Consider the following 26,248-nt stretch of genomic DNA (forward strand, 5'->3'; position numbering starts at 1 on the left):
CGAAGACCGCGCGTTTTGTCGGGGGCAGAATGTCGGAGGCCAGTAAGATCACGTCGCCGACGTGGGCCCCTGCGGTCCGTCGCCGGCGCAAGGCTCTGCTGCAGCGCCTGGGCATGGGCGCTGCCACCGCCATGGTCTTCAGCCCCCTGTTCGGCTGGACCTTCTCGAGCATCTGGGTCGGAACCTACTTCATGGTCCAACTGCTGGACCTGATCGTTTTCGCCCCCATCAACAGCGGCAAGGTCGAGCGGATGGGACCGGTCCGGTCTACCGCCGGCGTCGCCATGCTGTTCCTCAACGCGGCGGCTTTCGGCAGTCTGTCGATCCCTCTCTGGCTGACCGGCGGCCCGATGGGCGGGGTCTGCGCCGCCGTGCTGGCCGCCTCGGGCGCCATCTATGGGGTGATCAATTCGCCGCGCTCCAAGACGGTGCTCGCGATCACCGTGACCCCGCACTTCCTCTACATGCTGGCCACGCCCGTCTGGATGGCCTGGTACGGCGCTTCGTCGTCGTTCGTCACCGCCGCCGCCGTGGCCTTCGTGGTCTTCGGCGTCTACTGCCTGTCGACCTGGCAGCGCATGAACCAGGCCGCCGACGCGGAGATCGCCGCTCGCCTGGAAGCGGATCAACGCCGGGCCGACGCCGAGCAGATCATGGCGGGTCGCTCCATCTTCCTGGCCACTGTGGGCCATGACCTGCGCACCCCCATCAGCGCCATTCTGACCGGCGCGGCCGAGCTGGAGCGCGGCGCGACCGACGGCGCCGCCCGCGCCCAGGCCGCGCTGATCACCGACGCCGGGATCATGATGAAGGCGCTGCTCGACGATCTTCTGGATCACTCCAAGCTCGACGCCGGCCGGATGACGGTCGAGGCCGTCGACTTCAACCTTCGCGGCCTGATCGCCCAGACCCTGATGTTCTGGCAGGGCGAGGCCCGCGCCAAGGGGCTGAACCTGCGCGTCGAGGGCGCGTCCAGCATCCCGCACTCGGTCAAGGGCGACCCCATGCGCCTGCGTCAGGTGCTGAACAACCTCGTCTCAAACGCGATGAAGTTCACGGCCGAGGGCTCGGTCACCCTGCGCCTTTCGGCCTGGCTGGAAGAGCCTGCGCACTATGCGATCCTGATCGAGGTGGCCGACACCGGCCCCGGCATGACGCATCAGCAGCTGACCCGGCTGTTCACGCCGTTCGACCAGACTGCGGAGGGTGTCAGTGCCCGCCACGGCGGCACGGGCCTGGGCCTCAGCATCAGCCGCGACCTGGCCGAATTGATGGGTGGCCGCCTGACCGCCCGCAGTTGTCCGGGAGAGGGCGCCGCCTTCACCCTGTCTCTTCTTCTGCCACGCGGCGACGCCAACGTCGTCGCACCGAAGGGTTTCAACCAGGAGAGCCGGGGCGACATCGTCCGCAGCCTGGCCCCACGGACGCCACGTCCGGCTACGTCCGCGCCCACCCCCTCCACGCCCTCCACGCCGGTCTTCGAGACCGCTCCTGCATCCCTCGACCCCGAGATCGGCCACGAGACCGGCAACGATCCCGAGCAGGTGGCGGACCGTCCCCTGCGCGTGCTGGTCGTCGATGACCACGACATCAACCGCCGCGCGGTGGAGCTGATCCTCGCTCCGCTGGGCTGCGATATCGCGACCGCCGCCGACGGCCTGCTGGCCCTGGCCCAGTGTGAGACCGCCGAGTTCGACGTCATCTTCATGGATGTGCGGATGCCCGAGCTGGACGGCCGCGAAACCACCCGCAGGCTCCGCGACGGCGGCGGATTGAACGCCGCGACCCCCGTGATCGCTGTCACGGCCGACACCTCGCCCGACGACATCGCCGCCTGCATGGCCGCCGGCATGACCTATTTCGTGTCCAAGCCCCTGACCCCGACCGCGCTGCTGGGCGCCCTCAGTCACGTCCTCGAGGGCGAAGAGCCTGAAGCCAGCGAGGCCGAGACCGTCGCCGCCTGACCGGTCACCTCGGCGAGCAGTTTCGACGCGGCGTCCGGCGCCTTCAGCCCACATTCCCAGACCGTGACGACATGCCATCCGTCGTTGGTCAATTTGGCGGCGACTTGACGATCCCTGGCGACATTCCTCGCCAGTTTGGCGGTCCAGTAACCGGCATTGGCCCTGGGCTTTCGCGAGCCCCTCGCGCAGTCGTGGCCATGCCAGAAACAGCCGTGGACAAAGACCACCGTCCGCCGCCCCTGCATCACAATATCCGGCTTGTCGGGCAGACCTGAGCCGCCCAGCCGATAGCCGACCCCTGCCGCGCGCAGCATCCGCCGCACCGCGATCTCTGGCGCGGTGTCGCGCCCCTTGACCCGACGCATGACGGCGCTGCGCTTCTCCGAAGAGAAGACGTCCGTCATGCGCCGCTCGGCTTTAAAGCTGCGCCAGCAGGTGTTCCGCCGCCGACACCTTGAACTCGCCGCCCTGTTCGATGTTCAGCTGAGTGACGACGCCGTCCTTGACCAGCATCGAATAGCGCTGCGAGCGCTCGCCCATGCCGAAGCCGCGCGCGTCCAGCACCAGGCCGAGCGTGCGAGTGAAGTCGCCGCTGCCGTCGGCCAGCATGATCACGTCGTCCGGGGTCAGGCTCTGGCTCTCGGCCCAGGCGTTCATCACGAAGGCGTCGTTGACGGACAGGCAGGCGATCACGTCCACGCCCTTGTCCGCAAGCGCCGACTTGTTGTCGACATAACCGGGCAGGTGACGCGCCGAGCAGGTCGGGGTGAAGGCGCCGGGAACGGCGAAGAGGGCGACGGTCTTGCCTTTGAAGAACTCGTCGGTCTGGACCGGCCTGGGGCCTTCCGGAGTGCCTTGCGACAGGGTGGCCGAGGGGATGCGGTCGCCGATCTGGATCGTCATGGGAGGCTCCGGGAGGTCTGTGAGAGAGGCGCGTGCGCCGACTTCGGTCAGATAGGCGCACCCGTAGCCCTCGCCAAGCGTGATCGTGACCGCTGTCGCCTTGCGTAACGCCCCCCGCGCACCGATCATTCAGTCATGGACGACTTCCAATCCCTCGCGGGCCGGCTGCTGATGGCCATGCCGGGCATCGGCGACCCCCGTTTCGAGCATGCGGTGATCCTGGTCTGCGCACACGGGCCCGACCATGCGATGGGCGTGCGCGTCGATCGCCCGGCCCCCGGCGTCGACCTGAAGGCCGTCCTGACCAAACTGTCAGTCAACGCCCCCGACGCGTCGAGGGGTCGCCCCGTCATGGTCGGCGGCCCGGTCGAGCGCGAGCGCGGCTTCGTGCTCCACACCGACGACTGGATGATCGACGACACCTCGACACCCTTCGGCGCGGGCCTTGCCCTGACCGGCACGCGCGAGGCGCTCGCGGCCATGACCGACCCCCTTACCGGCCCGCGCCGTTCAACCCTGCTGCTCGGCTATGCCGGATGGGGCGACGGCCAACTGGAGGAGGAACTGGGCGAGAACGTCTGGCTGACGGCCGACGCCGACCTCGACCTGCTGTTCGATACGGATTTCGACACGAAGTGGGCGCGGGCTCTGGCCGGCCTCGGCGTCGATGCGGCGATGCTGTCGGGACAGTCCGGCCGGGCCTAACCCGATCGCGCCTTCAGCGGCGCGACGCCGTCGGAAAGACTTTCGTTGAGATAGACCTCGGCCTCCTGCGCCGGCAGGGCGGGCGCATAGCCGAAGCCCTGGCCGTAGTGGCAGCTGGCGTCGAGCAGCAGGGCCGCCAGCCCGGCGTTCTCCACCCCCTCGGCCACGACCTCCAGGTTCAGGTCGCGACCCAGGTTGACGACCGACTTGACGATCTTCGCCGAACCCTCGTCCTTATCCATCGTCAGCACGAAATAGCGGTCGATCTTCAGCGTATCGAACGGCAACCGCGCCAGATAGGACAGCGACGAGAAGCCCGTGCCGAAGTCGTCGAGCGCAAGCGACGCGCCCACATCCTTGAGCTTCTGCAGGATGATCGCGGCCGAGGCCGTGTCCCGCATGATGTCGCCCTCGGTGACCTCCAGCTTCAGCGCGCCCCAGGGCAGGCCGGTTTCCTGGATTACGCGCGCGACATCCTCGACCAGGTTCGGCCGCTCGATCTCACCGACCGACAGGTTGACGCTGCAGAACAGCTTGCCGGCCGAGGGATGGCGCTTCAGCCACTCCGCCAGTTGGCGCGCCGACTGGGTCATCATCATCAGGCCCAGATCGTTCATCAGGCCCATCTCGTCGGTCAGGCCCAGGAACTCGTCCGGCGGCACCAGACCGCGCTTGGGGTGACGCCATCGGGCCAAGGCCTCGAACCCGGCCACCGCGCCGGTGTTCAGGTTCACGATCGGCTGGAAGAAGGGTTCGATCTCCCCTCGCACGAAGGCGTTGCGCAGGTCGGCCTCAAGCGCCAGGCGACTGAGGCTGTCGCTCTCCATCGCCCGTCCATAGGCGGCGGCCCCGCCGCGTCCGGCCTTCTTGGCGGCGCCGACAGCCAGTTCAACCCGGCGCAAAAGCTCTGCGGCGTCCGGCGCGTCCGGCCCACCCTCGAAGGTCACCGAACCGATCGAGACGGTCGGATAGATGTCGAAGCCCGCGACGCGGAGCGGCTGTTCCAGCGCATCCCTGAGCCGATCGGCGGCGTTGCCGACCCCGCGCGGCACCAGCACGGCGAATTCGTCCTCGCCGATCCGTGCCGGATTGGCGTCGAACGAGAAGGCGGCGGCCATGCGCGATCCAAGCGCGGAGATCACCATGTCTGTGCGCTCGTGGCCCAAGGCCTCGTTGAGGCGGCGCAGGCGGTCGATATCGGCGACGACCATGTCGTATTCGCCTGGCGCGGTCAGGGTCTCGGCGGCGCGATTGAGGAAGCTGCGGCGGTCCAGCAGGCCGGTCAGGACATCCTTGTCAGCGCCCGCGATCTTGGTTTCCAGCGCCACCATGCCGGCGGCGCGGAGGCCATCCTCAAGCCAGACGCCACGCCACAGACAGGTCTCGGCTCCACGCATGCGCAGACGCAAGGCGACTTCGGTCCCTTCGGCGGCGGGTTTCAGCACCCGTTCGGCCAGTGACCGGTCCTGGGGCAGGGCGAGGGCGATGAAGGCGGCGCCCGAACATTCCGGCGCCAACGGGCCCAGTCCCAGCGAACGGGTCGCGCCGGTGAAACGGATCTGATCTTCGCTCGGGGTCCATATCCACAGGGCGGAATCAGCGGCGGCCAGCGCCTCGATGGCCGTGGTCGCGTCCCAGGTCATGGTACGGGGTCGCGGGGTCACGGGTGCAGGCATTCCTTCAGGACACAGCGACGTCGTCCGCTACGAGGCCGAACAGGATATGATCTGCCCATGCGCCGTTAATTTTAAGATAAGCCCGCGCCTCGCCCTCCTTCAGGAACCCGGCTTTTTCCAGAACCCGGCGTGACGCCATGTTGGCCGGCAGGCAGGACGCCTCCAGCCGATGCAGGCGCACCGAGCGGAACGCGAACCCTGTCATGGCTCGCACGGCGGCGGTCGCCACGCCAAGCCCGGCGAACGGTTCCCCGACCCAATAGCCGAGGGTGCCGGTCTCTGCGACGCCGCGCCGCACGTTCGACAGTGTGATGGCCCCCATCAGGGTCCGCCCGGACAGATCGAAGACGAAGAACGGCCAGGCGTGGCCCAGCTCCATCTCGCGCGCATAGACGCCCAGTCTGCGCCGATAGGCAGCCCGGGTCAGGTCGTCGTCGGGCCAGGACGGCTCCCACGGTTGCAGGTAGTCCCGCGAATGCTCCCGGAGGTCGGCCCAGGCCGAATAATCGCCCGTGCGCGGCGGCCGCAGCAGCACGCCCGCGCCCTCGACCACGGGACCGGTCGCATCCGTCATCCAGTCCAGCAGGGCCATGGGCCACCCTAACCTTCCGCTCATCCCCGCGAAAGCGGGGACCCAGTGCTTTCGTGAGGTGCGGTGCGTTGGAGTGAGGGTCGGTTATGTCCGGTGGGGTCAGTTCGCCCAAAGAGCTGGGTCCCCGCTTTCGCGGGGATGAGCGGAGTTAGTGGGAAACTCTCTCAACAAACGCCCGCCCCGCCGGCACCGCCAGCTTGGGCCCCAGCACCGCCGTCGAGGCCTTGCCCGAGGCGAGTATCCGCTCGCCGACGGCCTTCAAGTCCGCGACCGTCGCCGCCTCCATCCGGGCGGCCGTGTCGTCCGACGGCACCGGCGCGCCGAACATCAGGGTCTGGGCGGCGTTGCGCCCCGCGCGGCTGGCCGGGCTCTCGTCCGACATCCATAGCCCGCCCTTCAGCACCGCCTTGGCGCGCGACAGTTCGGCGTCGGTCGGCCCCTTCAGCGTCAGGTCGCGGATCTCGTCGGCGCAGACCTGCGCCAGCTCCACCGCCCGGTCCGCCGCCGCGCCCGCATAGATCCCCAGCACCCCGCCGTCCTCATAGGGTTCCTGATAGGCGTCGATGGCGTACGCCAGTCCCCGCTCCTCGCGCGCGCTCTGGAACAGGCGGGACGCCATCCCCCCGCCGAGGATCTCTGTGAACAGCCGCAGCGCCGGAATGCCCGTATCGCCCGTCGCCAGCGACGGAAGCTGGAACACCAGATTGGCCTGTTCGATCTTGCGCGACAGGGCCGCCGTGCCGCCGACGAAGGTCGCGGGTTCCGGCGCATCTGCGGGCTGGGCCACAGCGTTGGCGAACCAGCGCTCGGCCAGGGCCAGCAGCTCGACCTCGTCCACCGCGCCGGACACCGCCACCACCATCCGGTCGGGCGAATAGAGCCGCGCGCGCCAGTCGCTGATGGTCGTGCGATCGACCGGCTTCAGGCTGGCGATCGAGCCGAGAATCGGGCGGCCCAGCGGCTGGCCCGAGAAGGCCTTGGTCTGGGCCATTTCGAAGACATGGTCGTCGGGCGTGTCGAAGGCCTCGGCGATCTCTTGCGCGACGACGTCCTTCTCGCGCTCGATCTCGGCGGCGTCGAGCGTGGGGCGGAATACCAGGTCCGACAGCACCTGCATCGCCAGCCCCAGCGATCCGTCGAGCGCCCGGATCTCGAAACTGGTCCGCTCATAGCCGGTGGCGGCGTTGATCGAGCCGCCCTCGGCTTCGATCCGTTCGACGATGTCGCGCGCGCCCATGTCGCCGGCGCCCTTGAATACGAGGTGTTCGAGCAGGTGCGACCAACCGGAGCGGCTCTCGCTCTCCCACCGTGCCCCGCCCTTGACCGCAACGGTCAGGGCCAGGGTGCGCAGGCCGGGCATGGGATCACAAACGACGCGGACGCCGTTGGACAAGGTATGAATAGAAGCGGTCAGGGGATGGGCTTTCGGTAGCGTCGGACGAGCACGACCACATAGAAACCCATGAGGGCCAGCGCCAGCCCGTACCAGGTCAGGGCGTATCCCAGGTGGCTGTTCGAGAAGGCCGCGGGGGGGGCCGAAGCGACCAACGCCCCGATCTCCGGATTGGGCGATGCCAGGGCGAACAGGGTGAACTCGGACGGCGCGGCGGCCCTGAGCTGCGTGGCGATGGCGACGTTGTCGCGGCCGTAGAACCGCCCCTGCGACGGCGCCGGCGTCATCGCTCCGGGCGGAGGCGAGCGTCGCAGCTCCACCGCCATGGCCAGAGGCAAGGTCGAGGCCAGCACACTTGGCCGCGCCGAGATGCTGTCGGCCACGAAGCCCCGATCGACGAGGAAGGTCTGGGTCATCCCCTCGGGCACGCAGGCCGAGATCAGCCGGCTGCCGGGCTGGCCGTCGTGGATCGACTGCAACTCAACATAGGCCGCGGTCGGCAGGCCGCGACACACGACCAAAGCCTTGCGGAACTCCGGATCGGCGGCGGTCAGAACCTCGGGCAATGGCGCGGGCGGCAGTCGGGCCGCCGCCTCGGCCTGCGCGATCAGCTGTTCCTTCCAATGCATCCGCTGCACCTGCCAGGTCCCGAGCCCGCACAGTACGAGCACGCACGCAGCGATGAACGCGGTCAGCAGGACGGGGAACCGCGCACGAACCAGATCCTCCGCCGTCGGGGGAGGCGGCTCGGAGCGAAGCGGAGGGACGGAGGGCGGCCGCTCCACGTTCGGCGTCCGGGGTTGGCCTCCTCCCCCCATGGGGGAGGATTGTGGATCTTGCTCAGTCATTGTTGCGCGTCTGTCCCGCCCGGTGGCGCATCTGCAGGGCGATCATCACCCCCTTGCCCGGCCGCATCAGTCCCAGCGACAGCCCCACGACCAGTGGCAGGGCGACGACCAGCATGGCCCAGATCGGCGGATCATAGGCGATCTGGACGAACAGCGCCGCCAACACCACCAGGCCGCCGGCGATCTGCATGATAAAAATGGCGGCCCCGTCGCCGGTGTTCAGCCGGGTGAAGTCGAAGCCGCAGACCGCGCAGCGCTCGACTACCTTCAGGAAGCCCAAGAACAACGGCCCCTTGCAGCAGTTCGGGCAGCGGCAAAGCAAACCGGCGCGGATCGGGTCGATCCGCGCCGGCGCAGGAGTGTCAGGTTGGAGTGGACCGCTGTCCAACGCCGTCCCTAGCCGAACGTCACATAGACGAAGGCGAACAGGAACAGCCAGACCACGTCCACGAAATGCCAGTACCAGGCGGCGGCCTCGAAGCCGAAATGCTTCTGAGGCGTCATCTGGCCGGCCAGCAGGCGCAGCAGGCAGACGGCCAGGAAGATGGTGCCGAGCAGGACGTGGAAGCCGTGGAAGCCCGTGGCCATAAAGAAGATCGAACCGTACAGGCCCGAGTTGGCGGCTTCCGCGTTGAAGAACAGGTTCTCGTGGATGATGTGCTGGTATTCGTAGACCTGAACCGCGGTGAACAGCGCGCCCAGGACCACGGTGATGATCAGGCCCATCTTGGCGCCGTTGCGGTCTCCGACCTGGAGGGCGTGGTGCGCCCAGGTGACGGTCGTGCCGGACAGCAGCAGGATGACGGTATTCAACAGCGGCAGCTGCCACGGATCCAGAACCTCGACGCCCTTTGGCGGCCAGGTCGACCAGGCGGCAGCGGTATCGGCCCAGTTGGAGATTTCCGGGATGTGGGCGCGGGCTTCGTTGAAGACCGCCATCTCGAAGAACATCCAGAAGAAGGCGGCGAAGAACATGATCTCCGACGCGATGAACAGCACCATGCCGTAGCGCAGGCCGATCGAGACGACCGGGGTGTGATCGCCGCGGCGGCTTTCCTTGATCACGTCCGACCACCAGCCAAAGGCCGAGTAGAGCACGCCGGCCAGACCGGCGAAGAACAGCCACGACGTGCCTTCCGGCAGGCCGAAGAGGCCCTTCATCCAGGCCACGGCGCCGACCATCATGACGGTCGTCGAGATCGAGGCGACCAGCGGATAGGGGCTGGGATCGACCAGGTGATAGTCGTGGTGTGGAGCGGCGTTGGCCATGCGTCGTGTCTCTGAATCGGCGAGAGAGGAGAAGTTCGAACGGGCTATAGCGTCGGCGTTCAGCCCGCGCCAGTGCCCCCGCGGGAGGCGTTCTGATTAGGAGCCCCCTGATCGTCCTGCACGGGATAGAAGGTGTAGCTCAGGGTGATCTCGTTGACGCCCGCAACCTCGCGGTCATCGACCATCTCTGGCGCGATGAAATACTGCATCGGGAACTTGCGGGTCTCGCCCGCCGCGATCGTCTGATCGTCGAAGCAGAAGCATTGCAGCTTCTGGAAATAGGCTCCGGTCTGCTCAGGCACGACATTGTAGCTGGCCCGGGCCAGGATCGGCTTGTCCGAAGTGTTGGTGACGTCGAAATACGCGATGCCGGTCTCACCGATCTTCACCCGCTGAGTGACCTGTTCAGCCTTGAAGACCATGGGTAGGCCCCGGACATTGGTGTCGAAGCGGATGGTGACTTCCCGGTCCAGCGTCTCCGTCGGAGCCTTGTCCGCCTTCATCGTCGTGCCGTTGAAGCCGGTGACCTGGCAGAACATGCGGTACAGCGGCACCGCCGCGAAAGCGGCGCCGGTCATGGTCACGACCACCCCGGCGCACAGCAGGGCGATCAGTTTTGCGGATCGGGGCGCGGCCATCAGTTGGAGGCCTCCGCCATCGACGCAGCCTGTGCAGGCGCGGACGCCAATGCGCGGTCCTGGGCCGTACGGGCCGTCATGTTCGCCTGCATCCGCATGAAGGTCGTGGTGAAGATCAGCACGATGAAGGCGACCAGCCCCACAGCGATCCACAGACTGCGCTTGTTGCGGGCCGCGAGTTGTTCAGACGTCAGATAGACGGGCATGGGCTCAGGTTCCGGGAACGACGAAGCTCTCGACCAGAAGGGCCGCGAACAGCGCCATCAGATACAGGATCGAGAAGGCGAACAGGTTCCGTGCCGGTTTGGCCTCGGCGCGGACATCATACAATGCGGCCTCTCGCCCCACGGCCTCGGCCTTGTCTGGCGCGTCCCCGGCCCGGGAGCGCCACAGGCGGGCGGCCAGGGCGAGGAAGGCCAGGCCGCCGACGATCGAGACGACCTTGTAGATCATCCCGCCCATGCCGACGAAGCCCGGCGCGATCGCGACCGGCACGAAGATCATGCTGTAGATCAGGATCTGCAGCCGGGTCGATTTGGCGCCCCGCGCTACCGGCATCATCGGGATGCCCGCCTTGGCGTAGTCGCCGGCCGAATAGAGGGCGAGGGCCCAACTGTGCGGCGGGGTCCACAGGAAGATGATCAGGAACAGCAGCCACGCCTGCCACGGCGCCGATCCGGTCGCGGCGGCCCAGCCGATCACGGGCGGGAAGGCGCCCGCCGCCCCTCCGATGACGATGTTCTGCGGCGTCCGGCGCTTCAACATCATCGTGTAGAATACGGCGTAATAAACGATGGTCATGGCCAGCAGACCGGCCGCGAACCAGTTGGTGTTCATGTCCAGGAGCATGACCGAAAAGACCGAAAGGACGATGCCGAAGGCGACGGCGTCGTTGCGCTTCAGTCTCCCCGCAGCGACGGGACGCCCTCGCGTGCGACGCATCAAGGCGTCGGTCTCGCCCTCGATAGCCATGTTCAGCGCGCCCGCCGCGCCCGCGCCGATGGCGATGCACAGGATGGCGATGGCGGCGACCAGCGGGTTGATCGAACCCGGCGCGACGACCAGGCCGGTTGCGGCGGTGAACACCACCAGCGACATCACGCGCGGCTTCAGCAGCTGGAAGAAGTCTTCCGGCTGGGTTGTCGACGGGACGTGGACCTGGATGGGGGCTGGGGCTTGAGTCATCAAATGAGAGGGGCCGCCTCCCGGGGTCGGAAGGCGGCCCTCATCCTAACACGGACGGGAGGGGTTAGTGGCTGTCGCCCTTCACCACCGGCAGTTCGTTGAACTGGTGGTGCGGCGGCGGCGAGGACAGGGTCCACTCCAGGGTCGTGGCGCCTTCACCCCAGGGGTTGGCGACACCCGGACGACGACGAACGGCGGCCTCGACCAGCATGATCAGGAAGACCAGCACGCCGACAACCGTGATCGCATAGCCGACCGAGGAGACCTGGTTCCAGAGGGTAAAGGCTTCCGGATAGTCGACGTAGCGGCGCGGCATGCCCTGAAGACCCAGGAAGTGTTGCGGGAAGAAGACGATGTTCACGCCGATGAACATGATCCAGAAGTGCGTCGCACCCAGATATTCGTTGTATTTCACGCCGAACATCTTCTCGAACCAGTAGTAGAAGCCCGCGAAGATCGCGAACACGGCGCCCAGCGACAGCACATAGTGGAAGTGGGCCACCACGTAATAGGTGTCATGCAGGCTGTAATCGATGCCCGCATTGGACAGGACCACGCCGGTCACGCCGCCGACGGTGAACAGGAAGATGAATCCGATGGCCCACAGCATGGGGGTCTTGAAGCTGACCGAACCGCCCCACATCGTGGCAATCCAGCTGAAGATCTTCACCCCCGTCGGCACCGCGATGATCATGGTCGCGGCGATGAAATAGGCGCGCAGGTTCACGCTCATGCCGACCGTGTACATGTGGTGGGCCCACACGATGAATCCGACGAAGCCGATGGCGACCATGGCGTAGGCCATGGCGAGGTAGCCGAACACGGGCTTCTTCGAGAAGGTCGAGACGATGTGCGAGATGATGCCGAAGCCTGGCAGGATCAGGATGTAGACCTCGGGGTGACCGAAGAACCAGAACAGGTGCTGGAACATCACTGGATCGCCGCCGCCCGCCGGATCGAAGAAGTGGGTGCCGAAGTTCCGGTCTGTCAGCAGCATGGTGATGGCGCCGGCCAGCACGGGCAGCGACAGCAGCAGCAGGAAGGCGGTGACCAGCACCGACCAGGCGAACAGGGGCATCCGGTGCAGGGTCATGCCCGGCGCGCGCATGTTGAAGATGGTCGTGATGAAGTTGATCGCGCCGAGGATCGACGAGGCGCCCGCGACGTGCAGGGAGAAGATCGCCAGATCCATGGCCGGGCCGGTGTGGCCGACGGTCGAGAGCGGCGGATAGATGGTCCAGCCGCCGCCGAAGCCCTTGCCCGGGCCGCCGTCGACGAACATCGACAGGCACAGCAGCACCCAGGCCGCAACCAGCAGCCAGAAGGAGATGTTGTTCATGCGCGGGAAGGCCATGTCCGGCGCGCCGATCATGATCGGAACGAACCAGTTGCCGAAGCCGCCGATCATGGCGGGCATGACCATGAAGAAGATCATGATCAGGGCGTGGGCCGTCACGGTGACGTTGTAGCCATGCTTGGAGGCTTCAACGATGCCCAGCTGCTCGATCAGGCCGCCTTCGACGAAATACTGGATGCCAGGTGCGGCCAGTTCCAGCCGAATCAGGCCGGACAGGATGCCGCCGACCAGGCCCGCCATGATGGCGAACAGCAGGTAGAGGGTGCCGATGTCCTTGTGATTGGTGGACAGGAACCAGCGGGTGAAGAAGCCCGGCTTGTGGTCATGCTCCGCATGGGCATCGTGGCCCGGATTGGAATGCGTGTCAGCGGTGATGTCGGTGGCCATTTCGGTCTCTGGCTCGCGGTTACTGGGCGGCCGGGGCCGCGGCGGCGGGGGCCGTCGCAGCGGAAGCGGTTCCGGCGGCGGGAGCCGTCGGCGTGGTTGCAGTCTGGGCGGTCGGGATCGCGCCGGCGACGGGAGCGGCCGCGTCGGTCGTGCCGATCGCGACCTGGGCAGCGGTGCCGCCCGGCGCTTCAGCGGCCGTGGCCGGGGTCATCGAGCCGCCCTTGGAGGCGACCCATGCCGCGAACTCGGCCTCCGTCACGACATTGATCTGGATCGGCATGAAGGCGTGGTCAACGCCGCAAAGTTCCGAGCACTGGCCGTAGAAGACGCCCGTACGCTCGGCGCGAAACCAGGTCTCGTTGACCCGGCCGGGGACGGCGTCGGTCTTCAGGCCGAAGGCCGGCAGGGCGAAGGCGTGGATCACGTCGGCGGCTGTCACCAGCACGCGCACGGTCTTGCCGACCGGCACCACGATCGGCTCGCTGGCGGCCAGGCGGTACGGGACGTTCTGGGCGCGGGCCTCGTCTTCCGGAAGCATGGCCGAGATGTATTCGGCGATGCCTTGGTCCGGGTACTCATAGGCCCAGTTCCACTGGTTGCCCGTGGCTTTCACCGTCAGGTCCGGCGTCGGCATGTCGTGATAGGCGAACAACAGGCGGAACGAGAACAGCGAGATGCCGACCAGGATCATGACGGGCAGGACCGTCCAGATGATCTCGATCAGGGTGTTGTGGCTCCACTTCGCCGGAACCGGATTGGCCTTCTCGTTGTAGCGGATGGCGATCCAGATGATCAGGCCCAGCACCAGCACGCAGATCGCGGTGATGATCGGCATCAGGATGGCGTCGTGGAAGATATGCGCCTGATGCTTCAGCGGCGACGCGGCCGGCTGCAGGCCGATGCCGCCCGGCGTCGGCTGGCCCATCAGGTCCTGCGCCCACGTCGGGGTGGCGAAGAAGACGGCGAGCGATGCGGAGGCCAGAATGCCACCGGCCTTGCTCAGGGCTCGAGTGCCCAGTCCCATGCGAGAAATCCTCATCAAAGTCATCTGCATCAAGTATTTGCGATCCACTCGCATATACTTGGCCGGGCTCTCTGGAGACGCGGCGTTTAAGGGCCGGTCCATATCGCCCCGGTTCGCGGTTGCCAAGCGATTGGGCGTCGCAGGCGCGATTTCGTCGCGGCGGCGCTGCGGAGCAGGATTCTTAAATCGCTGCCATGTTTGAACAGCTACCTTGCGCCGCAAGATACCTTGCGATAGCCTGTGGAAATCAAAGGAGGTGTTCGGACATGCCCGAAACCATAGAGATCCAGTTAAAAAAGGGAGTGCTCGGACTTTGTGTCCTGGCCCTCCTTGCCCGCGCCGACAGCTATGCCTACGAGATCGCCAGCCGCCTGTCGGATGCGATCGACATGGGCGAAGGCACCATCTACCCGCTCATGCGCCGCATGCAGACCGACGGGCTGGTGGAGACCTATCTGGTCGAATCATCGTCGGGGCCGTCACGCAAATACTATCGGCTCAGCCCGGCCGGGCGCGACGCGCTGGTCGCCCAGTCCGCCGAATGGACCCATTTCACTCGCGCCGTGGATGCGATCGTCGCCAACGACGAAGCACCCGTGGCTCCTGCTCCGGGAGAAGCAGCATGACACAAACCGAATTCCTCAGTCGCCTGAGGCAGGGCCTCGTCGGCCTGCCGATGTCCGTGGCCGCCGAGATCGTCGCGGACTACGAGACGCATTTCGTCGACGGCATAGCCGCCGGCCGCTCGGAGGCCGAGGTGGCGACCGCGCTCGGTGATCCGGCCCGCCTCGCTCGTGAACTCCGCGCCGAGGCCGGCGCCCAGCGCTGGCATCAGGAGAAGAACCCCTCCGCCGCCGCCGCCGCCGTCTTCGCGGTGCTCGGCCTGGGCGCCATCGACATCCTGATCCTGCTGCCCATCCTGATGGGCGTGATCGGCACTCTGTTCGGCATGTTCATCGCTGTGATCGCGCTGTTCGTTTCAGGTGGCGCCATCATGGTTGCGGGACCGTTCGCCGGGTTCCCGGGTGGCGTCGCCGCAGCACTGCTGGCGGGTCTGGGCCTGATGGCCGGGGCCGCCTCGTCCGGGGCCTTGCTGGCCATCCTCACCATCTGGCTGGTCAACGGCATCGTCTGGTTCGCCCGCCTGCACTACCGCCTGCTCAAGCCTGCGCTTGAGCCCCAAGCCAACGCTGTCACGGGAGACCCCGCATGATCCGTACCCTTCTCATCATCGCCGCCGCCGGTCTCGTCCTGGCCACGGCTTCCCTCGGCGGCGCCTTTGCACTCGGGGGCCGCGACATGGCTCGCCACGGCTGGGAGTGGACCTTCCACGACAAGGATGGCGACACCGTTTCCTTCGAACGCGACGACGGCACGCGCGGTCCGGATGTGACCCGGACCCTGGAATGGACCGGCGGCCAGACCCTGATCGTCGACCTGTCCGCCGACGTCGACTACGTCCAGGGCGCCACGCCGGGGGTCACCATCACCGGCCCCGCCCAGCTGGTCGAGCGGGTCCGGCTGGTCGATGGCCGCCTGAGCTGGGCGGATCGTGACGGCCCCAACCACGAGACGGTCGTCTTCGGCCGCCGCGAACATGGTCGGGGTATCTGGGTTCAGTCGGAAGCGGTGAAGATTGTCGTCACCGCGCCGAACATCAACACGTTCAACCTGGAGGGTTCGGCCAACCTGATGCTCCGCGACTACGACCAGGATACGCTGGCGATCGACATCTCCGGTTCGGGAGAGGTTACGGCGATGGGCCGCACCCGGGCCCTGGAAGTCGACATCTCCGGCTCCGGCGACGCCGATCTCGGAGCGCTCGCAGCCATCGACGCCAATGTCGCCATCGCCGGATCGGGGGACGCCGTCGTCGCCCCGACCGGCCGGGCCGACATCTCCATCGCCGGTTCCGGCGACGTGCAACTGAATACCCGGCCCGCGACGGTCAACCAGCAGGTCTCGGGCTCCGGCGAGGTGGACTACGCCAGCGTTTCGGAAGAGACCACCGTCGCGACCAGACGTCAGATCGCCCAAGGCCCCGGCGTCTCGGTCAGCACCAGCACCACGGTTCCCGCGCCTTGATCGCCAAAATCCTCCCCCGTCGGGGGAGGTGGCGCGGCGCTTCTTCAGCGCCGTAACGGAGGGGGCCCGCCACAGACCCGGTGTCTGAAGCCGGCCCCCTCCATCACCTCGTGGTCGATGGCTCCCCCGACGGGGGAGGATTGGCGTCCGACGCCCCAGCGCCTACCTATATGAGATGACCGTCCACATCCCCCCGCCGCCTCTGCTCGAAACTTCGGGCGTCGATCCTGACGAAGCCCTGTCGATCCTCCGGGGGGCGCTGCACGGCGCCGACGACGGCGAACTGTTCCTCGAACGCTCCGAGTCCGAATCGCTCGTCTTCGACGACGGCCGCCTGAAGGCCGCCGCCTATAACGCCACCGAGGGCTTCGGCCTGCGCGTCGTCGCTGGTGAGACCGCCGGCTACGCCCACGCCAACGAGATCAGCTCGGCCGCCCTCCGACGCGCCGCTGATTCGGCGGCGCTGGCCAAGTCCGGCCATGCCGGCGTCTCCGCCGAGGGGCCCCGCGCCACCAACCAGAAGCTCTACGACGCGGTCGATCCCCTCGCCTCGCCCGCCTTCTCCGCCAAGATCGCCCTGCTGCAGGAGATCGACGCCTGGGCCCGCGCTCGCGACCCGCGCGTCGTCCAGGTCTCGGCCTCGATCGTCGGCGAGCGTCGCGCCATCGAGATCCTGCGGGCCGACGCCCTGACCGTGCGCGACGTGCGCCCGCTCGTGCGGCTGAACGTCTCCATCACGGTGGAGAAGGACGGCCGGCGCGAGACCATGTCCAACGGCGCGGGCGGCCGCGCCGGCTTCGAAAACTGGATCACGCCCGACCGCTGGCAGGCCCAGGTGGATGAGGCCCTGCGCGGCGCCCTGGTCAATCTCGAGGCCGTCGACTGCCCGGCCGGAGAGATGGATGTCGTTCTCGCCGCCGGCTGGCCCGGCGTCCTGCTGCACGAGGCGATCGGCCACGGCTTCGAGGGTGATTTCCACCGCAAGGGCTCGTCGGTCTTCTCCGGCATGATGGGCCAGCGCGTCGCCGCCCCCGGCGTCAGCATCGTCGATGACGGCTCCATCGCGGGCCGTCGAGGATCACTCAGCGTCGATGACGAAGGCACCCCGACCTCGCGCACTGTGCTGATCGAGGACGGCATCATGGTCGGGCTGATGAACGACCGTCTGTCGGCGCGTCAGCTGGGCCAGCGCGCCACCGGCAACGGCCGGCGCCAATCGTTTGCCCACCAGCCCATGCCGCGCATGACCAACACCTTCATGGAGGGCGGCAAGGATAAGCAGGCCGACATGATCGCCTCGACCAAACGCGGCCTCTATGCCGCCAACTTCGGCGGCGGCCAGGTCGACATCACCAACGGCAAGTTCGTCTTCCAGTGCACCGAGGCCTATCTGATCGAAGACGGGAAGATCACCGCCCCCGTGCGCGGCGCGACCCTGATCGGCGACGGCGCAACAGCCCTGACCAATGTCTCGATGATCGGCGACGACTTCGCCTTCGACCCCGGCGTCGGCGTCTGCGGCAAGGCAGGCCAGGGGGTGCCGGTCGGCATCGGCCAGCCCTCGCTCAAGATCGGCGGCCTGACCGTCGGTGGCACGGCGGTCTGAGACGTCCCGAACACACCCGTCTTCGCCCTGCGGTTCCCCGATGTTCACTAAATGTTCTATGATCCTGCAGGTCGGCCCGAATGCCTCGGGACGCGGCGCGATGCGGGGCTTGAACAATGCAGGACTGGAAGGAACGACTGGATCAGGCGCTGAAAGCGCAAAGGATTCACAAGTCATACGCGCTGGCCGTCGAGCTGGGCGTCGATGAGAGCGCCATTAGCCGCTGGCGCCGGGGTCCGTCGATCTCGCTGGACAACGCCGTCAAACTTTGTCGCGCACTGGATGTCTCCCTGGACTGGCTCCTGACCGGGCGCGGCCATGTCCATGCCCACCGGAACGAGGAGGCGAAGCTCGATCGGCTGACCCGGGAACTTCTGGCGGATCTGTCCGAAGATCGGGCCTCTGAAGCGATCGACGCGCTGGTCGGCCTCGTCAAAATTCTCAAACCCGTCCTGGACCACCCCTGACGCGCCGCGCGCAAGAGGTCGCCCGCTTTCGTGTGTGGGACACAAGGAACAACCCTACCTAAGGTAGTAAATAGCGGCGAGTATTATCGCATGGATTGCATTTCGCCATCCACGCCCGGCCCTGCCGGGGCGACCTTTCGCCACGAGATCCTCCATGTCCACGCCCTACGAAATCGATATCTCCCTGTCCCCCGAGACCGTCAAAGAGCTGAAAGATGGCGGCTACGCCCTGTACGGTTTCAAGGCCGTCAAGAGCACCGTGGTCGGCGCCGCGCCGCTGGTCTGGTTCACCGATCTGAATTTTCTGAACACCACCAGGGTCAAATGGACCGAGCAGTATCAGGCCTACATCTCGACGGATCAGATCATCTCGAACGGCGTCATCGACGCCAGCGCCAATGTCGACATCAATCTGGGCCAGACCGCCAATGTCGATGAGGACCAGAACCTGACTCCGGTCAGCGAAGGCACGCCGCTGGCGATTTCCATCTTCAATCAGTCCAGCATGGCCCTGACGGCCGGCATCTCCCAGATGAACAACGGGTCCGCCAATCCGATGTGCGCCATCCCCCTGCACGGCAACATGCTGGATGTCGTGGTGCCGATCGAGAAGGTCCTGCTGACGTTCGCCTCCAACACCGTCAACACCGGCACGGTGATCTACAAGGCCTATGCGTCGGGCCTGCTGATCGACCTGACCGCCGACAACACCCGCGCCGTTTCCTTCGACATCAACAAGGGCTGGGCCTGGGACGGCGGCACCTGGGGCGTGCCGGTCAAGGCGAACGAGAGCTTGGTGCCCCTCTTGATCGAGGACTCCTGACCCCTGCTGCCCAACCTGGCGCGGGCGGCCGACCCCATCGGACGTCCGCGTCCTTTTTCTCTCCCTCTCATCAAGGATCACGACCATGCTCCAAACCATCATCCTCAAGGGACATCAGCACGCCTTCGCCGGCGGCATCATCCCCGGTAACATCACGGCGACCACGACCAATCCTGCGACAGGCAACGTCACCTACACCCTGGCCGCCCAGGGGCCGGTGGTCGTCCCGTTTGCCGGCAATCAGGTTCACAGCTTCGTCCTGCCGGTGAACGGAAACACCCTGACGATCTTCAACAACTCAACCTCCGGCCCGTCCTGCGTCTACTGAGGTCGGTCGGGGCGGGCCTGATCCGCCCCGACGCTCTCGCTTCCATGTCCTTCCGGAGAGCGCTGTGACCCGCCATCTGACGATCACCCTGTCCCCGCACACGGTCCAGTCGCTGAACCGGGAGGACATGGCCCTCTATCTGTTCGCCGCCGTCCGACACGGCCCCTTCGCGTCTGGCGCCCCGGGGACGGCGGGCGGCGCGCCGCTGGTCTGGCTGAGGCGAACGCACCTGTTGCAGACGACGACGCTCACCTTCGAAGACACGCTGAACATCTATCTGTCGTCTACCGAGATCGAGCCGAACGCCGTCGTCGTGGTCGGCGCGCAGGTCGATACCGCGCTGGGCCAGACGGCCCTGCTGAACGACGGCCGGCAGTTGACGGCCACCGTCTCGGGCCTGCCTGACACCGCCGCCCTGATCAACAGGGACGATCAGTCCTGGAGCTGGGGGCTGTGCCGGACGATCTCGGACCAGATGGCTCCCTTCTGCGTCTTCCCTCTGCACGGTCACGCCATGGGGATGCTCGCCCCGACCGACCGGATCCTGGCGCTCTTCGCTACCGATTCGACGCCGCCCGGCTCGATCGTGGAGACCGCCTTCGGACCTGGCCTGCTGATCGATTTCGTCGCCGCCGCCACACGGGAAGTCGCCTTCGACATCGACACCGGCTGGCGATCCGACGGCTCCGTCTGGGCCAGGCCGGTCCCGGCCGGATCGGCTCTGGGGCCGTTGCTGATCGCACGATAACGTCGACTGGACGGACGATGGTCCAAGGGCCCACGACCGGATCTGACGCCGCGACCTGCTAGGAGTGACCGGTTACGGTCTTTGACATCGCCATCCCCTCGAATGTTCGGTCGCTTCGGACGTTTCGGACTGTGTTTTGGAGTCCGGTCAGGGTTCCGCCGTCCAGTCCGGCCCCCGCACGTCCAGGCCATCCGCCTCCAGCCCGTCCAGCACCCCGCCGGGCTCTGCGAGCAGGCGCAGCGGGGCGACGGCCAGGGTCACGCCCGGCGCGTCCAGCGCCGTCGACAGGGCCGTCAGCCATTGCCCTCGCAGTTGCGGCCCGATCGTCGGATCGCCCCAGGGCCAGCACTGGCCCAACGCCACATCCAGAGGGTTGGCGATCACCTCGGCCACGCGCAGGCTGCGCCAGTCGTCGGCCCGCTCCGCGAACAGGCCACCGCCCGCCTCGGCCGCCGCAATGCTGGCGGCCATGCAGGGCTCATAGGCGGACGGCGACTGGGTGATCAGATTGTCGATGATTTCGTCGCCCCGCACGAAGCCGACCGCCTCGCCCTCAACATCGGCGCGTCGGGCCGCGCCCCGGACGACATCGTCGGCGTCGCGGCCGCCCCGCACCAGCCCCGCCCGCTTCAACAGGTCGTCGCTGGTGATCAGGAAGCTCCGGCGGCGCCAGTCCTCGTTCCTTTCCCCGACCATGACGGCCTCGAGACGCGCCTGAAGACCGACCGGCAGATGGTCCGCCGATGTCGTGTCGTCCGGCAATCGCGTGATCGTGCGGCTTCGCCAGAGCAGACGCATGAGGTCACCGGCGGAGACACGGGCATAGGGTGGGTAGAGGATTCGGTCAGCCCGTCCGGTCGCCTCTTCCAGCGCCTCGGGCCGCCACTGGAAGTCGCGCGGCAGGCCGCGGATTGATCCGACCAGGATCACGGTGCTGTCGCCCCGTTTCACCGTCCACATCGGCGCGCCGGCCCGGCGCGCGATGACCACGACATCCTCGACCCGGTCTTCGTCCCGGGAGACGGGATCCTGGGCAAACGCAGGCGCGGCCCCCGCGAGGGTCGCAAGCAGCGCCAGCCCTGTGAGCCATTTCCGCATGTCCGAATTTTCTCCGTATGTCCGAACTGGAATATCGGGATCGGTTGTGGCTCAAGCGTGGCCTTGGTGGCGGAACCGCGCCGCCGCCGCCGTGTTCCGCTAACGCCGCATCCGTCCGTCAGGTCCCGACCGCCATGGCCCATCCCCTGTCCCGCACCGAGGTTCGCCTCGGCCTCGCCGCCGTCGCCATGGTCGGCGTCATCGGAACCGGCGCCTTCATGCTGGGCGGATCGGAAACGGGTCGGGCGCTCGGCCGGGGCCTGGCCATCGCCGTGGTCCCCCCTGTCGAACACGAGGTCCTGCCCGGCGAGACCATGGAGGTCGGCGCCCTCAATGACGGCTTCGACCGCGCCGCCCTGGAACGGATCGTCGAACGGCCACTCGACGATACCCTGCCGCCGCCCGCCTGGATCGGCGATGAGTCCCTGGGCGACGCCACCCCTCGCATGCCCATGCCGACACCGGTCATCGACAGGGAGGGCATCGAGGTCGCCACCCCGCCCGCCGATCCCCTGGCCGACGGATCCCGCGCCTTCGGCTTCGACACTCCCCGCCCGGACTACGCCGGGGAGCGCGCGCTACGCTGGAACCGGCTGGAAATCGCCGCTACGCAAAGTCCTGCATCGCCGGCCGCCAATGACGACACTGGACCGGTTCAGTATTCGCCAGAATAAGCCACGAAGATTGCGGCCCTGTAATGCTGTCAGAGATTTAATCCACCTGTCCAGCTTGTAACTGGAGATGAATGCGGCCGGTCGTCACACCTCTCACCAGCAACGAGGGGAACCCCAGGCGATGACCAAGACCATTCTTCTGGCCACGACGGCCATCATGTTCAGCGCCGGCGGCGCCCTGGCGCAGACCGCGCCTCAAAGTGCGCCCCCTTCCACGGCTTCGGCCACTCCGGCTCCCGCTGCGGACCCCAGCCAGCAGGGCGTGCTGGTCTTCACCCCCGACTTCTTCGCCGGCCAGCGCCCGAACACGGCGCTCGACATGGTCAACCGCATCCCCGGCTTCTCGGTCCAGGATGGCGACGGCTCGCGCGGCTTCGAAGGCGCCGTCGGCAATATCCTGATCAACGGAGCCCGCCCCGCGTCCAAGAACGACGCCGGCTCCAACGTCCTCGGCCGCACCCTGGTCGCCCAGGTCGAGCGTATCGAGCTGATTCGCGGCGGCGCGCCCGGCATCGACATGCAGGGCTATTCGGTCGTCGTGAACGTGATCACCAGGACCCAGTCCAGCCGCGAACATATCCTGACCGGTACGGCCTTCCTGTTCGAGGGGGGCCAGGACGCCGCCAACGGCAGCTATCAGTTCACCGCCCGTGACGGCCAACGGGTCATGGGCTTCACCCTGTCGGACGGCGTCAGTGTCAGCGACTCCAACGGCGTCGGCCGCGTCATCCGCACCCGCCCCGACGGCACGGTCTTGCGCGACGAGGGCTATTTCAACGACCAGCAGGGCGGCGGACAGAGCATTCGCGGCAACTATGCCAACGCCTTCCTGGGCGGCAAGATCGACCTGACGGGCCGGGTCGGCCAGAACGACTACAGCCAGTGGAGCCGCCAGGACGCGCCCGGCACCCTGCGCGAGAACCGCTTCGACGAGGAAGGCACGAGCGGCGAGGTCGGCGCCGTCTTCACCCGTCCGATGCGTCAGGGCCTGGTTTCGGAAACGCGTTTCATCCGCGAATGGGGGGATTTCGAAAACGCGTCGCTTTCCAACAACCGCGTCGGCGCCGTCGTCAGCCCGGAGCAACGGTTCGAATCCGAAGGCAGCTCCTCGGAGACCATCCTGCGCTCGCTGCTGCGCTGGGAACGGTCGTCGTCGATGACCATCGAGGGCGGCGGCGAGGTGGCTTACAACATGCTGGAGGTCGATCAGGCCTTCCTCCAGGGCGGCGTCGCTGTTCCGCTTCCGTCCGACCAGATCAAGGTCGAGGAGACCCGGGGCGAGCTGTTCGCCAAGACGACCTGGCGCGTCCGGCCGAACCTGACCATCGAGGGCGGTCTGCGGCTGGAAGCCTCGACCATCACCCAGTCGGGCGATGCCGATCAGGAGAAGAGCTTCTTCTTCGCCAAGCCACGCGTTCAGGTGACCTGGACGCCCATGCCCCAGAACCAGCTTCGCTTCCGCTTCGAGCGTGAGCTCGGCCAGCTCGACTTCGGAGACTTCGCCGCATCCGCCGACCTCGGCGACGACCAGGTCTTCGGCGGCAACGTCGATCTGGAGCCGGAACAGCGCTGGATCTCCGAACTGGTCTACGAACGCCGCTTCCTCGGCGACGGCATCGTGTCGGTCGGCTATCGCCACGACGAGATCATCGACGTGATCGACCGCCTGCCCCTGCCCGGCAACCTGTCGGCGACCGGCAATATCGGTGACGGCACACTGGACCAGCTGGCGGTCAATGTCGTCGTGCCGCTCGACTGGACCGGCTTCTCGGGCGGACAGTTCGCATTCCGCAACACCTGGAACAACACGGCCGTCACAGATCCCACGACAGGCCGAGAGCGCCAGATCTCCGGCGTGCGCGCCTCGCAGCCCGGCTTCACCATCTCCCAGGACATCACCAGCTGGAAGGTCAACTGGTCGGCCACCTATCTCGAAGGTTTGCGCCAGTTTTCATACGACCCCGACCAGACCTCGGGCTTCACCGGCAGCGACTATTTCGAGGGCTTCGTCGAATACAAGCCGACCCCGACCCTCTCGGTCATGGTCAAGGTCAATGTTTGGAACGACTTCCAGCTCGAACGTATCCAGTATGCGGACCGGACTCCCGCGCGGCCCATAGCCTTCACCGAAGTGCGCCCGATCGACCCCAGAACCTTCTGGCAGATCCGCGTGCGCAAGACTTTCTGAGCGCTCCGCCACAGCATCGCCGCGACTGTTTCGGCAATCTTTTCCATCTGAACCGCTTGTAACTGGCGCTGAACGAAGCTGGCCGTAAGGGTCTTCCGAGGGAGACGATTCCATATGACCAAGGCGCTCTTGCTGGCGACGACGATACTCGTCGCGGCTCCGTTCACCGCCGCCGCCCAAAGTGGCGCGCCAGCCGTCGATACGGTGCAACAGGGCGTCCTCGTCTTCGAACCCGCCTTCTTCGCCGACGGCAGTCCGAATACGGCGCTGGACATGATCGCCCGCCTGCCGGGCTTCTGCCTGGACACGGGCAACAACAACACCCGGGGCTTCGCGGGCGCCGCCGGCAACGTCCTGATCGACGGGGACCGCCCCTCCTCCAAGTCCGACGGTCTGGATGGGATCCTGCGTCGGATCTCCGCTGCGAGCGTGGAGCGAATCGAACTCATCCGGGGCGGGGCTCCTAGCATCGACATGCAGGGCCGCTCGGTCGTGGCCAATGTCGTGCTGAAGCGCACGGTTCAGATCCAGACCGTTCTGGAAGCCAATACCTACGTCTATCCCGACGGCCACCTGGGGCCGCTGCTTCAGGCGTCCTGGTCCCGCCGTGAGGGCGAAAGCCAGCTGGAGGCCTCGCTGAGCGCCACCACAGACCGGACCGACGACACCGGCGACGGCTATCGTCGTCGCTACAACGCCGCGGGCGTCCCGATCCAGACCGCCGATCTCGACCGCTGGGACCGGTTCCGCAATGTGCGGGGCACAGCCGCCTGGCAGGGACTAAGCGGCGGCGGCCGGTTGAGGGTCAACGGCGTGCTGGGCTGGCATAAGGCTGAAAACTCGATCGACACCTTGATCCGCACCGGAGCCGGCCGGAACGAGAGGGTCGAGAACGAAGGCGACGAGGTCGAGGCGGAACTGGGCCTGAACTGGGCGCGTGCCCTGGGCGAGCGCGCGGAGCTCGAACTGACCGGTCTGCAGCGCTTCGAGGTCGACAACGACGAATCGCGCTCCTTCTCCGGCCTGAACAGCGTCGCCTTCGGTGGCGAAGGAACAGCCGGTGAAACCATTGGCCGGGCCGTCCTGCGCTTCCGCCCGTCAGATCGCTGGGCCTTCGAAGGCGGCGGGGAGGCGGCCTACAACTTCCTCGACAGCGCCACGACCTATGTCGAGAACGGCGTCCCCGTGGCGCTGCCTTCCGCCTCGGTGAAGGTCGAGGAGTTGCGCGGCGAGGTCTTCGGCCAGACGAGCTGGCGGCCCGATCCCAGGCTGACCGTCGAGGCGGCCCTGCGGGTCGAGGTGTCGGAGATCAGCCAGTCGGGCGACAGCGACCTGACCAGGACCTTCATCTATCCCAAGCCGCGCCTGCAGGTGACCTGGACCCCGGTCGCCGACCACCAGGTGCGCCTGCGGCTCGAGCGTGAAGTCGATCAGCTGGATTTCGAGGATTTCATCGCCTCGGCCGACGTCGATCTGAACCAGGTCGAGGGCGGCAACCCCGAACTGGAGCCGGCCAAGGCCTGGGTACTTGAAGCCGTCTACGAGCGCCGTTTCTGGGGCGAGGGCGCCCTGACCCTGACGGCCCAGTTCAAGCGTTGGGAAGACCTGATCGACGTCATTCCCCTGACCGGCGGCTTCGAGGCCGTTGGAAATATTGGCGATGGTTCGTCCAGCTATCAGCAGATTGCGGTCACGCTGCCGATGGATCGGCTGGGCCTGCCCAATGCCCGCCTCGTGGCCAGGGCCACCATCTCTCAGTCCAGCGTGACGGATCCTCTGACCGGCGAAGGGCGCCGCTTCTCGGGCCAGATCGCCTTCGGGTGCGGCATCAACTTCAATCAGGATCTGGGGGGCGGCCGCTGGTCGTATGGGTTCCAGCACGGCTGCAATCTCGACGACCAGGTCCAGTACCGGATCCGCGAAGTGCGCAACATCGAGAAAGAACCGTTCGTGACCGTCTATGGCCAGTGGAAGCCCCGGCCCGACCTGACCGTCCGTCTCGACCTGGGCAACGCCACCGACCGCGAGCAGCGCCGCGAACGCCTCGTCTATTCCGGCCCGCGCAACAGCGCCCCTCTTTCGTTCCGCGAGGAGCGGGGCACGAGGATGAGCCCCTGGCTGTTCATCCAGATTCGCAAGACCCTGTAGGGTCGGCACGCGATGTCAAAGACCGTCACCACAAATGGCGGCCCGGCTTGGAGACAAAAGGGCTGTGGACCGAATTAATTCCTACCTCCTTGCGTGAAAAAGGGCGACGCCCGCGAGGACGCCGCCCTTTGTCTTGCCGACA

27 protein-coding genes are annotated in these 26,248 nt (G+C 66.9%); 13 read left to right on the forward strand and 14 right to left on the reverse strand.

Annotated features, from left to right (window positions below):
- Positions 1–29 precede the first annotated feature (29 nt).
- The gene (locus tag ACP7AU_RS10740; protein WP_426051403.1) at positions 30–1,964 is read left to right on the forward strand and encodes an ATP-binding protein; all 1,935 of its coding nucleotides are present in this window, start codon (positions 30–32) and stop codon (positions 1,962–1,964) included.
- On the opposite strand, the gene ACP7AU_RS10745 is transcribed toward ACP7AU_RS10740, so the two are convergent.
- Both ACP7AU_RS10745 and ACP7AU_RS10750 read right to left on the reverse strand, forming a co-directional pair.
- Complete coding sequence (locus ACP7AU_RS10745; RefSeq protein ID WP_426051404.1) at positions 1,907–2,368, reverse strand: very short patch repair endonuclease; 462 nt, start codon at positions 2,366–2,368, stop codon at positions 1,907–1,909. The genes ACP7AU_RS10740 and ACP7AU_RS10745 overlap by 58 nt on opposite strands.
- A gap of 13 nt (positions 2,369–2,381) precedes the next feature.
- The gene (locus ACP7AU_RS10750) at positions 2,382–2,867 is read right to left on the reverse strand and encodes a peroxiredoxin (protein WP_426036157.1); all 486 of its coding nucleotides are present in this window, start codon (positions 2,865–2,867) and stop codon (positions 2,382–2,384) included.
- Positions 2,868–3,002: 135 nt separating this feature from the next.
- Here ACP7AU_RS10750 and ACP7AU_RS10755 point away from each other — a divergent pair, with 135 nt between their 5' ends.
- Entirely contained in the window at positions 3,003–3,572 is a 570-nt protein-coding gene (locus ACP7AU_RS10755) for a YqgE/AlgH family protein (RefSeq protein ID WP_426051405.1), read from the forward strand.
- On the opposite strand, the gene ACP7AU_RS10760 is transcribed toward ACP7AU_RS10755, so the two are convergent.
- From ACP7AU_RS10760 to coxB, 11 genes are all read right to left on the reverse strand, one after another.
- On the reverse strand, positions 3,569–5,215 hold the full coding sequence (locus ACP7AU_RS10760; protein WP_426036153.1) for a putative bifunctional diguanylate cyclase/phosphodiesterase: 1,647 nt from the start codon (positions 5,213–5,215) through the stop codon (positions 3,569–3,571). The two genes, ACP7AU_RS10755 and ACP7AU_RS10760, sit on opposite strands and share 4 nt — an antisense overlap.
- Positions 5,216–5,252: 37 nt before the next feature.
- On the reverse strand, positions 5,253–5,840 hold the full coding sequence (locus ACP7AU_RS10765; RefSeq protein WP_426036151.1) for a GNAT family N-acetyltransferase: 588 nt from the start codon (positions 5,838–5,840) through the stop codon (positions 5,253–5,255).
- 148 nt (positions 5,841–5,988) lie between these two features.
- Positions 5,989–7,200 (reverse strand): M16 family metallopeptidase, encoded by a 1,212-nt coding sequence (locus ACP7AU_RS10770; RefSeq protein WP_426036149.1) that lies wholly within the window; start codon positions 7,198–7,200, stop codon positions 5,989–5,991.
- Between the two features lie 50 nt (positions 7,201–7,250).
- A complete protein-coding gene (locus tag ACP7AU_RS10775) occupies positions 7,251–7,862 on the reverse strand; it encodes an SURF1 family protein (RefSeq protein ID WP_426051427.1) in 612 nt (203 codons plus the stop codon).
- 211 nt (positions 7,863–8,073) lie between these two features.
- Entirely contained in the window at positions 8,074–8,361 is a 288-nt protein-coding gene (locus tag ACP7AU_RS10780) for a DUF983 domain-containing protein (RefSeq protein WP_426051406.1), read from the reverse strand.
- Between the two features lie 116 nt (positions 8,362–8,477).
- Entirely contained in the window at positions 8,478–9,350 is an 873-nt protein-coding gene (locus ACP7AU_RS10785; protein ID WP_426036143.1) for a cytochrome c oxidase subunit 3, read from the reverse strand.
- A gap of 59 nt (positions 9,351–9,409) precedes the next feature.
- Complete coding sequence (locus ACP7AU_RS10790) at positions 9,410–9,988, reverse strand: cytochrome c oxidase assembly protein (protein WP_426036141.1); 579 nt, start codon at positions 9,986–9,988, stop codon at positions 9,410–9,412.
- Positions 9,988–10,194: a hypothetical protein gene (locus ACP7AU_RS10795; RefSeq protein ID WP_426036139.1), complete on the reverse strand. Its 207-nt coding sequence runs from the start codon at positions 10,192–10,194 to the stop codon at positions 9,988–9,990. The genes ACP7AU_RS10790 and ACP7AU_RS10795 overlap by 1 nt, the downstream gene beginning before the upstream one ends.
- A 4-nt stretch (positions 10,195–10,198) precedes the next feature.
- Entirely contained in the window at positions 10,199–11,173 is a 975-nt protein-coding gene (gene cyoE / locus ACP7AU_RS10800) for a heme o synthase (protein ID WP_426051407.1), read from the reverse strand.
- A gap of 64 nt (positions 11,174–11,237) precedes the next feature.
- A complete protein-coding gene (gene ctaD / locus ACP7AU_RS10805) occupies positions 11,238–12,917 on the reverse strand; it encodes a cytochrome c oxidase subunit I (protein WP_426051408.1) in 1,680 nt (559 codons plus the stop codon).
- Positions 12,918–12,936: 19 nt separating this feature from the next.
- Positions 12,937–13,941 carry a cytochrome c oxidase subunit II gene (coxB, locus tag ACP7AU_RS10810; RefSeq protein WP_426036133.1) on the reverse strand — a complete coding sequence of 335 codons (1,005 nt, stop codon included), beginning with the start codon at positions 13,939–13,941 and terminating at the stop codon, positions 12,937–12,939.
- 266 nt (positions 13,942–14,207) lie between these two features.
- On the opposite strand from coxB, the gene ACP7AU_RS10815 reads away from it, so the two are divergent.
- From ACP7AU_RS10815 to ACP7AU_RS10850, 8 genes are all read left to right on the forward strand, one after another.
- On the forward strand, positions 14,208–14,567 hold the full coding sequence (locus ACP7AU_RS10815) for a PadR family transcriptional regulator (RefSeq protein WP_425991817.1): 360 nt from the start codon (positions 14,208–14,210) through the stop codon (positions 14,565–14,567).
- Positions 14,564–15,154: a DUF1700 domain-containing protein gene (locus tag ACP7AU_RS10820; protein WP_426036131.1), complete on the forward strand. Its 591-nt coding sequence runs from the start codon at positions 14,564–14,566 to the stop codon at positions 15,152–15,154. The genes ACP7AU_RS10815 and ACP7AU_RS10820 overlap by 4 nt, the downstream gene beginning before the upstream one ends.
- Positions 15,151–16,026, forward strand: a complete 876-nt coding sequence (locus ACP7AU_RS10825) for a GIN domain-containing protein (protein ID WP_426051409.1) — start codon at positions 15,151–15,153, stop codon at positions 16,024–16,026. The genes ACP7AU_RS10820 and ACP7AU_RS10825 overlap by 4 nt, the downstream gene beginning before the upstream one ends.
- Positions 16,027–16,201: 175 nt before the next feature.
- Positions 16,202–17,632, forward strand: a complete 1,431-nt coding sequence (gene tldD, locus ACP7AU_RS10830; RefSeq protein WP_426051410.1) for a metalloprotease TldD — start codon at positions 16,202–16,204, stop codon at positions 17,630–17,632.
- A gap of 116 nt (positions 17,633–17,748) precedes the next feature.
- Positions 17,749–18,099 (forward strand): helix-turn-helix domain-containing protein, encoded by a 351-nt coding sequence (locus tag ACP7AU_RS10835; protein WP_426051411.1) that lies wholly within the window; start codon positions 17,749–17,751, stop codon positions 18,097–18,099.
- Between the two features lie 154 nt (positions 18,100–18,253).
- Complete coding sequence (locus ACP7AU_RS10840) at positions 18,254–18,922, forward strand: hypothetical protein (protein ID WP_426036123.1); 669 nt, start codon at positions 18,254–18,256, stop codon at positions 18,920–18,922.
- Between the two features lie 85 nt (positions 18,923–19,007).
- On the forward strand, positions 19,008–19,250 hold the full coding sequence (locus tag ACP7AU_RS10845; protein WP_426051412.1) for a hypothetical protein: 243 nt from the start codon (positions 19,008–19,010) through the stop codon (positions 19,248–19,250).
- Positions 19,251–19,314: 64 nt separating this feature from the next.
- On the forward strand, positions 19,315–19,998 hold the full coding sequence (locus tag ACP7AU_RS10850; RefSeq protein ID WP_426051413.1) for a hypothetical protein: 684 nt from the start codon (positions 19,315–19,317) through the stop codon (positions 19,996–19,998).
- 147 nt (positions 19,999–20,145) lie between these two features.
- On the opposite strand, the gene ACP7AU_RS10855 is transcribed toward ACP7AU_RS10850, so the two are convergent.
- Positions 20,146–21,096 (reverse strand): TraB/GumN family protein, encoded by a 951-nt coding sequence (locus ACP7AU_RS10855; RefSeq protein WP_426036117.1) that lies wholly within the window; start codon positions 21,094–21,096, stop codon positions 20,146–20,148.
- 134 nt (positions 21,097–21,230) lie between these two features.
- Between ACP7AU_RS10855 and ACP7AU_RS10860 the strand changes: the two genes are divergently transcribed.
- The 3 genes from ACP7AU_RS10860 (at position 21,231) to ACP7AU_RS10870 (ending at position 26,106) form a co-directional block, all read left to right on the forward strand.
- The gene (locus ACP7AU_RS10860) at positions 21,231–21,770 is read left to right on the forward strand and encodes a hypothetical protein (RefSeq protein ID WP_426051414.1); all 540 of its coding nucleotides are present in this window, start codon (positions 21,231–21,233) and stop codon (positions 21,768–21,770) included.
- A 121-nt stretch (positions 21,771–21,891) separates the two neighbouring features.
- A complete protein-coding gene (locus ACP7AU_RS10865) occupies positions 21,892–23,958 on the forward strand; it encodes a TonB-dependent receptor plug domain-containing protein (RefSeq protein WP_426036113.1) in 2,067 nt (688 codons plus the stop codon).
- 114 nt (positions 23,959–24,072) lie between these two features.
- The gene (locus tag ACP7AU_RS10870) at positions 24,073–26,106 is read left to right on the forward strand and encodes a TonB-dependent receptor plug domain-containing protein (RefSeq protein WP_426051415.1); all 2,034 of its coding nucleotides are present in this window, start codon (positions 24,073–24,075) and stop codon (positions 26,104–26,106) included.
- Positions 26,107–26,248: the final 142 nt, after the last annotated feature.

The organism is Brevundimonas sp. SL161 (genome assembly GCF_049896985.1).
Taxonomy (GTDB): domain Bacteria; phylum Pseudomonadota; class Alphaproteobacteria; order Caulobacterales; family Caulobacteraceae; genus Brevundimonas.

What these genes read in the sequence shown, in the direction of transcription:
- ACP7AU_RS10845 (WP_426051412.1), top strand. Translation starts at nt 19,008, where the DNA reads ATGCTCCAAACCATCATCCTCAAGGGACATCAGCACGCCTTCGCCGGC.
- ACP7AU_RS10860 (WP_426051414.1), top strand. Translation starts at nt 21,231, where the DNA reads ATGGCCCATCCCCTGTCCCGCACCGAGGTTCGCCTCGGCCTCGCCGCC.
- cyoE (WP_426051407.1), bottom strand. Translation starts at nt 11,173, where the DNA reads ATGACTCAAGCCCCAGCCCCCATCCAGGTCCACGTCCCGTCGACAACC.
- ACP7AU_RS10835 (WP_426051411.1), top strand. Translation starts at nt 17,749, where the DNA reads ATGCAGGACTGGAAGGAACGACTGGATCAGGCGCTGAAAGCGCAAAGG.
- ACP7AU_RS10820 (WP_426036131.1), top strand. Translation starts at nt 14,564, where the DNA reads ATGACACAAACCGAATTCCTCAGTCGCCTGAGGCAGGGCCTCGTCGGC.
- ACP7AU_RS10770 (WP_426036149.1), bottom strand. Translation starts at nt 7,200, where the DNA reads ATGCCCGGCCTGCGCACCCTGGCCCTGACCGTTGCGGTCAAGGGCGGG.
- ACP7AU_RS10740 (WP_426051403.1), top strand. Translation starts at nt 30, where the DNA reads ATGTCGGAGGCCAGTAAGATCACGTCGCCGACGTGGGCCCCTGCGGTC.
- coxB (WP_426036133.1), bottom strand. Translation starts at nt 13,941, where the DNA reads ATGGGACTGGGCACTCGAGCCCTGAGCAAGGCCGGTGGCATTCTGGCC.
- ACP7AU_RS10855 (WP_426036117.1), bottom strand. Translation starts at nt 21,096, where the DNA reads ATGCGGAAATGGCTCACAGGGCTGGCGCTGCTTGCGACCCTCGCGGGG.
- ACP7AU_RS10865 (WP_426036113.1), top strand. Translation starts at nt 21,892, where the DNA reads ATGACCAAGACCATTCTTCTGGCCACGACGGCCATCATGTTCAGCGCC.
- ACP7AU_RS10760 (WP_426036153.1), bottom strand. Translation starts at nt 5,215, where the DNA reads ATGACCTGGGACGCGACCACGGCCATCGAGGCGCTGGCCGCCGCTGAT.
- ACP7AU_RS10775 (WP_426051427.1), bottom strand. Translation starts at nt 7,862, where the DNA reads ATGCATTGGAAGGAACAGCTGATCGCGCAGGCCGAGGCGGCGGCCCGA.
- tldD (WP_426051410.1), top strand. Translation starts at nt 16,202, where the DNA reads ATGACCGTCCACATCCCCCCGCCGCCTCTGCTCGAAACTTCGGGCGTC.
- ACP7AU_RS10825 (WP_426051409.1), top strand. Translation starts at nt 15,151, where the DNA reads ATGATCCGTACCCTTCTCATCATCGCCGCCGCCGGTCTCGTCCTGGCC.
- ACP7AU_RS10790 (WP_426036141.1), bottom strand. Translation starts at nt 9,988, where the DNA reads ATGGCCGCGCCCCGATCCGCAAAACTGATCGCCCTGCTGTGCGCCGGG.
- ACP7AU_RS10765 (WP_426036151.1), bottom strand. Translation starts at nt 5,840, where the DNA reads ATGGCCCTGCTGGACTGGATGACGGATGCGACCGGTCCCGTGGTCGAG.
- ACP7AU_RS10755 (WP_426051405.1), top strand. Translation starts at nt 3,003, where the DNA reads ATGGACGACTTCCAATCCCTCGCGGGCCGGCTGCTGATGGCCATGCCG.
- ACP7AU_RS10745 (WP_426051404.1), bottom strand. Translation starts at nt 2,368, where the DNA reads ATGACGGACGTCTTCTCTTCGGAGAAGCGCAGCGCCGTCATGCGTCGG.
- ACP7AU_RS10785 (WP_426036143.1), bottom strand. Translation starts at nt 9,350, where the DNA reads ATGGCCAACGCCGCTCCACACCACGACTATCACCTGGTCGATCCCAGC.
- ACP7AU_RS10750 (WP_426036157.1), bottom strand. Translation starts at nt 2,867, where the DNA reads ATGACGATCCAGATCGGCGACCGCATCCCCTCGGCCACCCTGTCGCAA.
- ACP7AU_RS10840 (WP_426036123.1), top strand. Translation starts at nt 18,254, where the DNA reads ATGTCCACGCCCTACGAAATCGATATCTCCCTGTCCCCCGAGACCGTC.
- ACP7AU_RS10795 (WP_426036139.1), bottom strand. Translation starts at nt 10,194, where the DNA reads ATGCCCGTCTATCTGACGTCTGAACAACTCGCGGCCCGCAACAAGCGC.
- ACP7AU_RS10870 (WP_426051415.1), top strand. Translation starts at nt 24,073, where the DNA reads ATGACCAAGGCGCTCTTGCTGGCGACGACGATACTCGTCGCGGCTCCG.
- ctaD (WP_426051408.1), bottom strand. Translation starts at nt 12,917, where the DNA reads ATGGCCACCGACATCACCGCTGACACGCATTCCAATCCGGGCCACGAT.
- ACP7AU_RS10815 (WP_425991817.1), top strand. Translation starts at nt 14,208, where the DNA reads ATGCCCGAAACCATAGAGATCCAGTTAAAAAAGGGAGTGCTCGGACTT.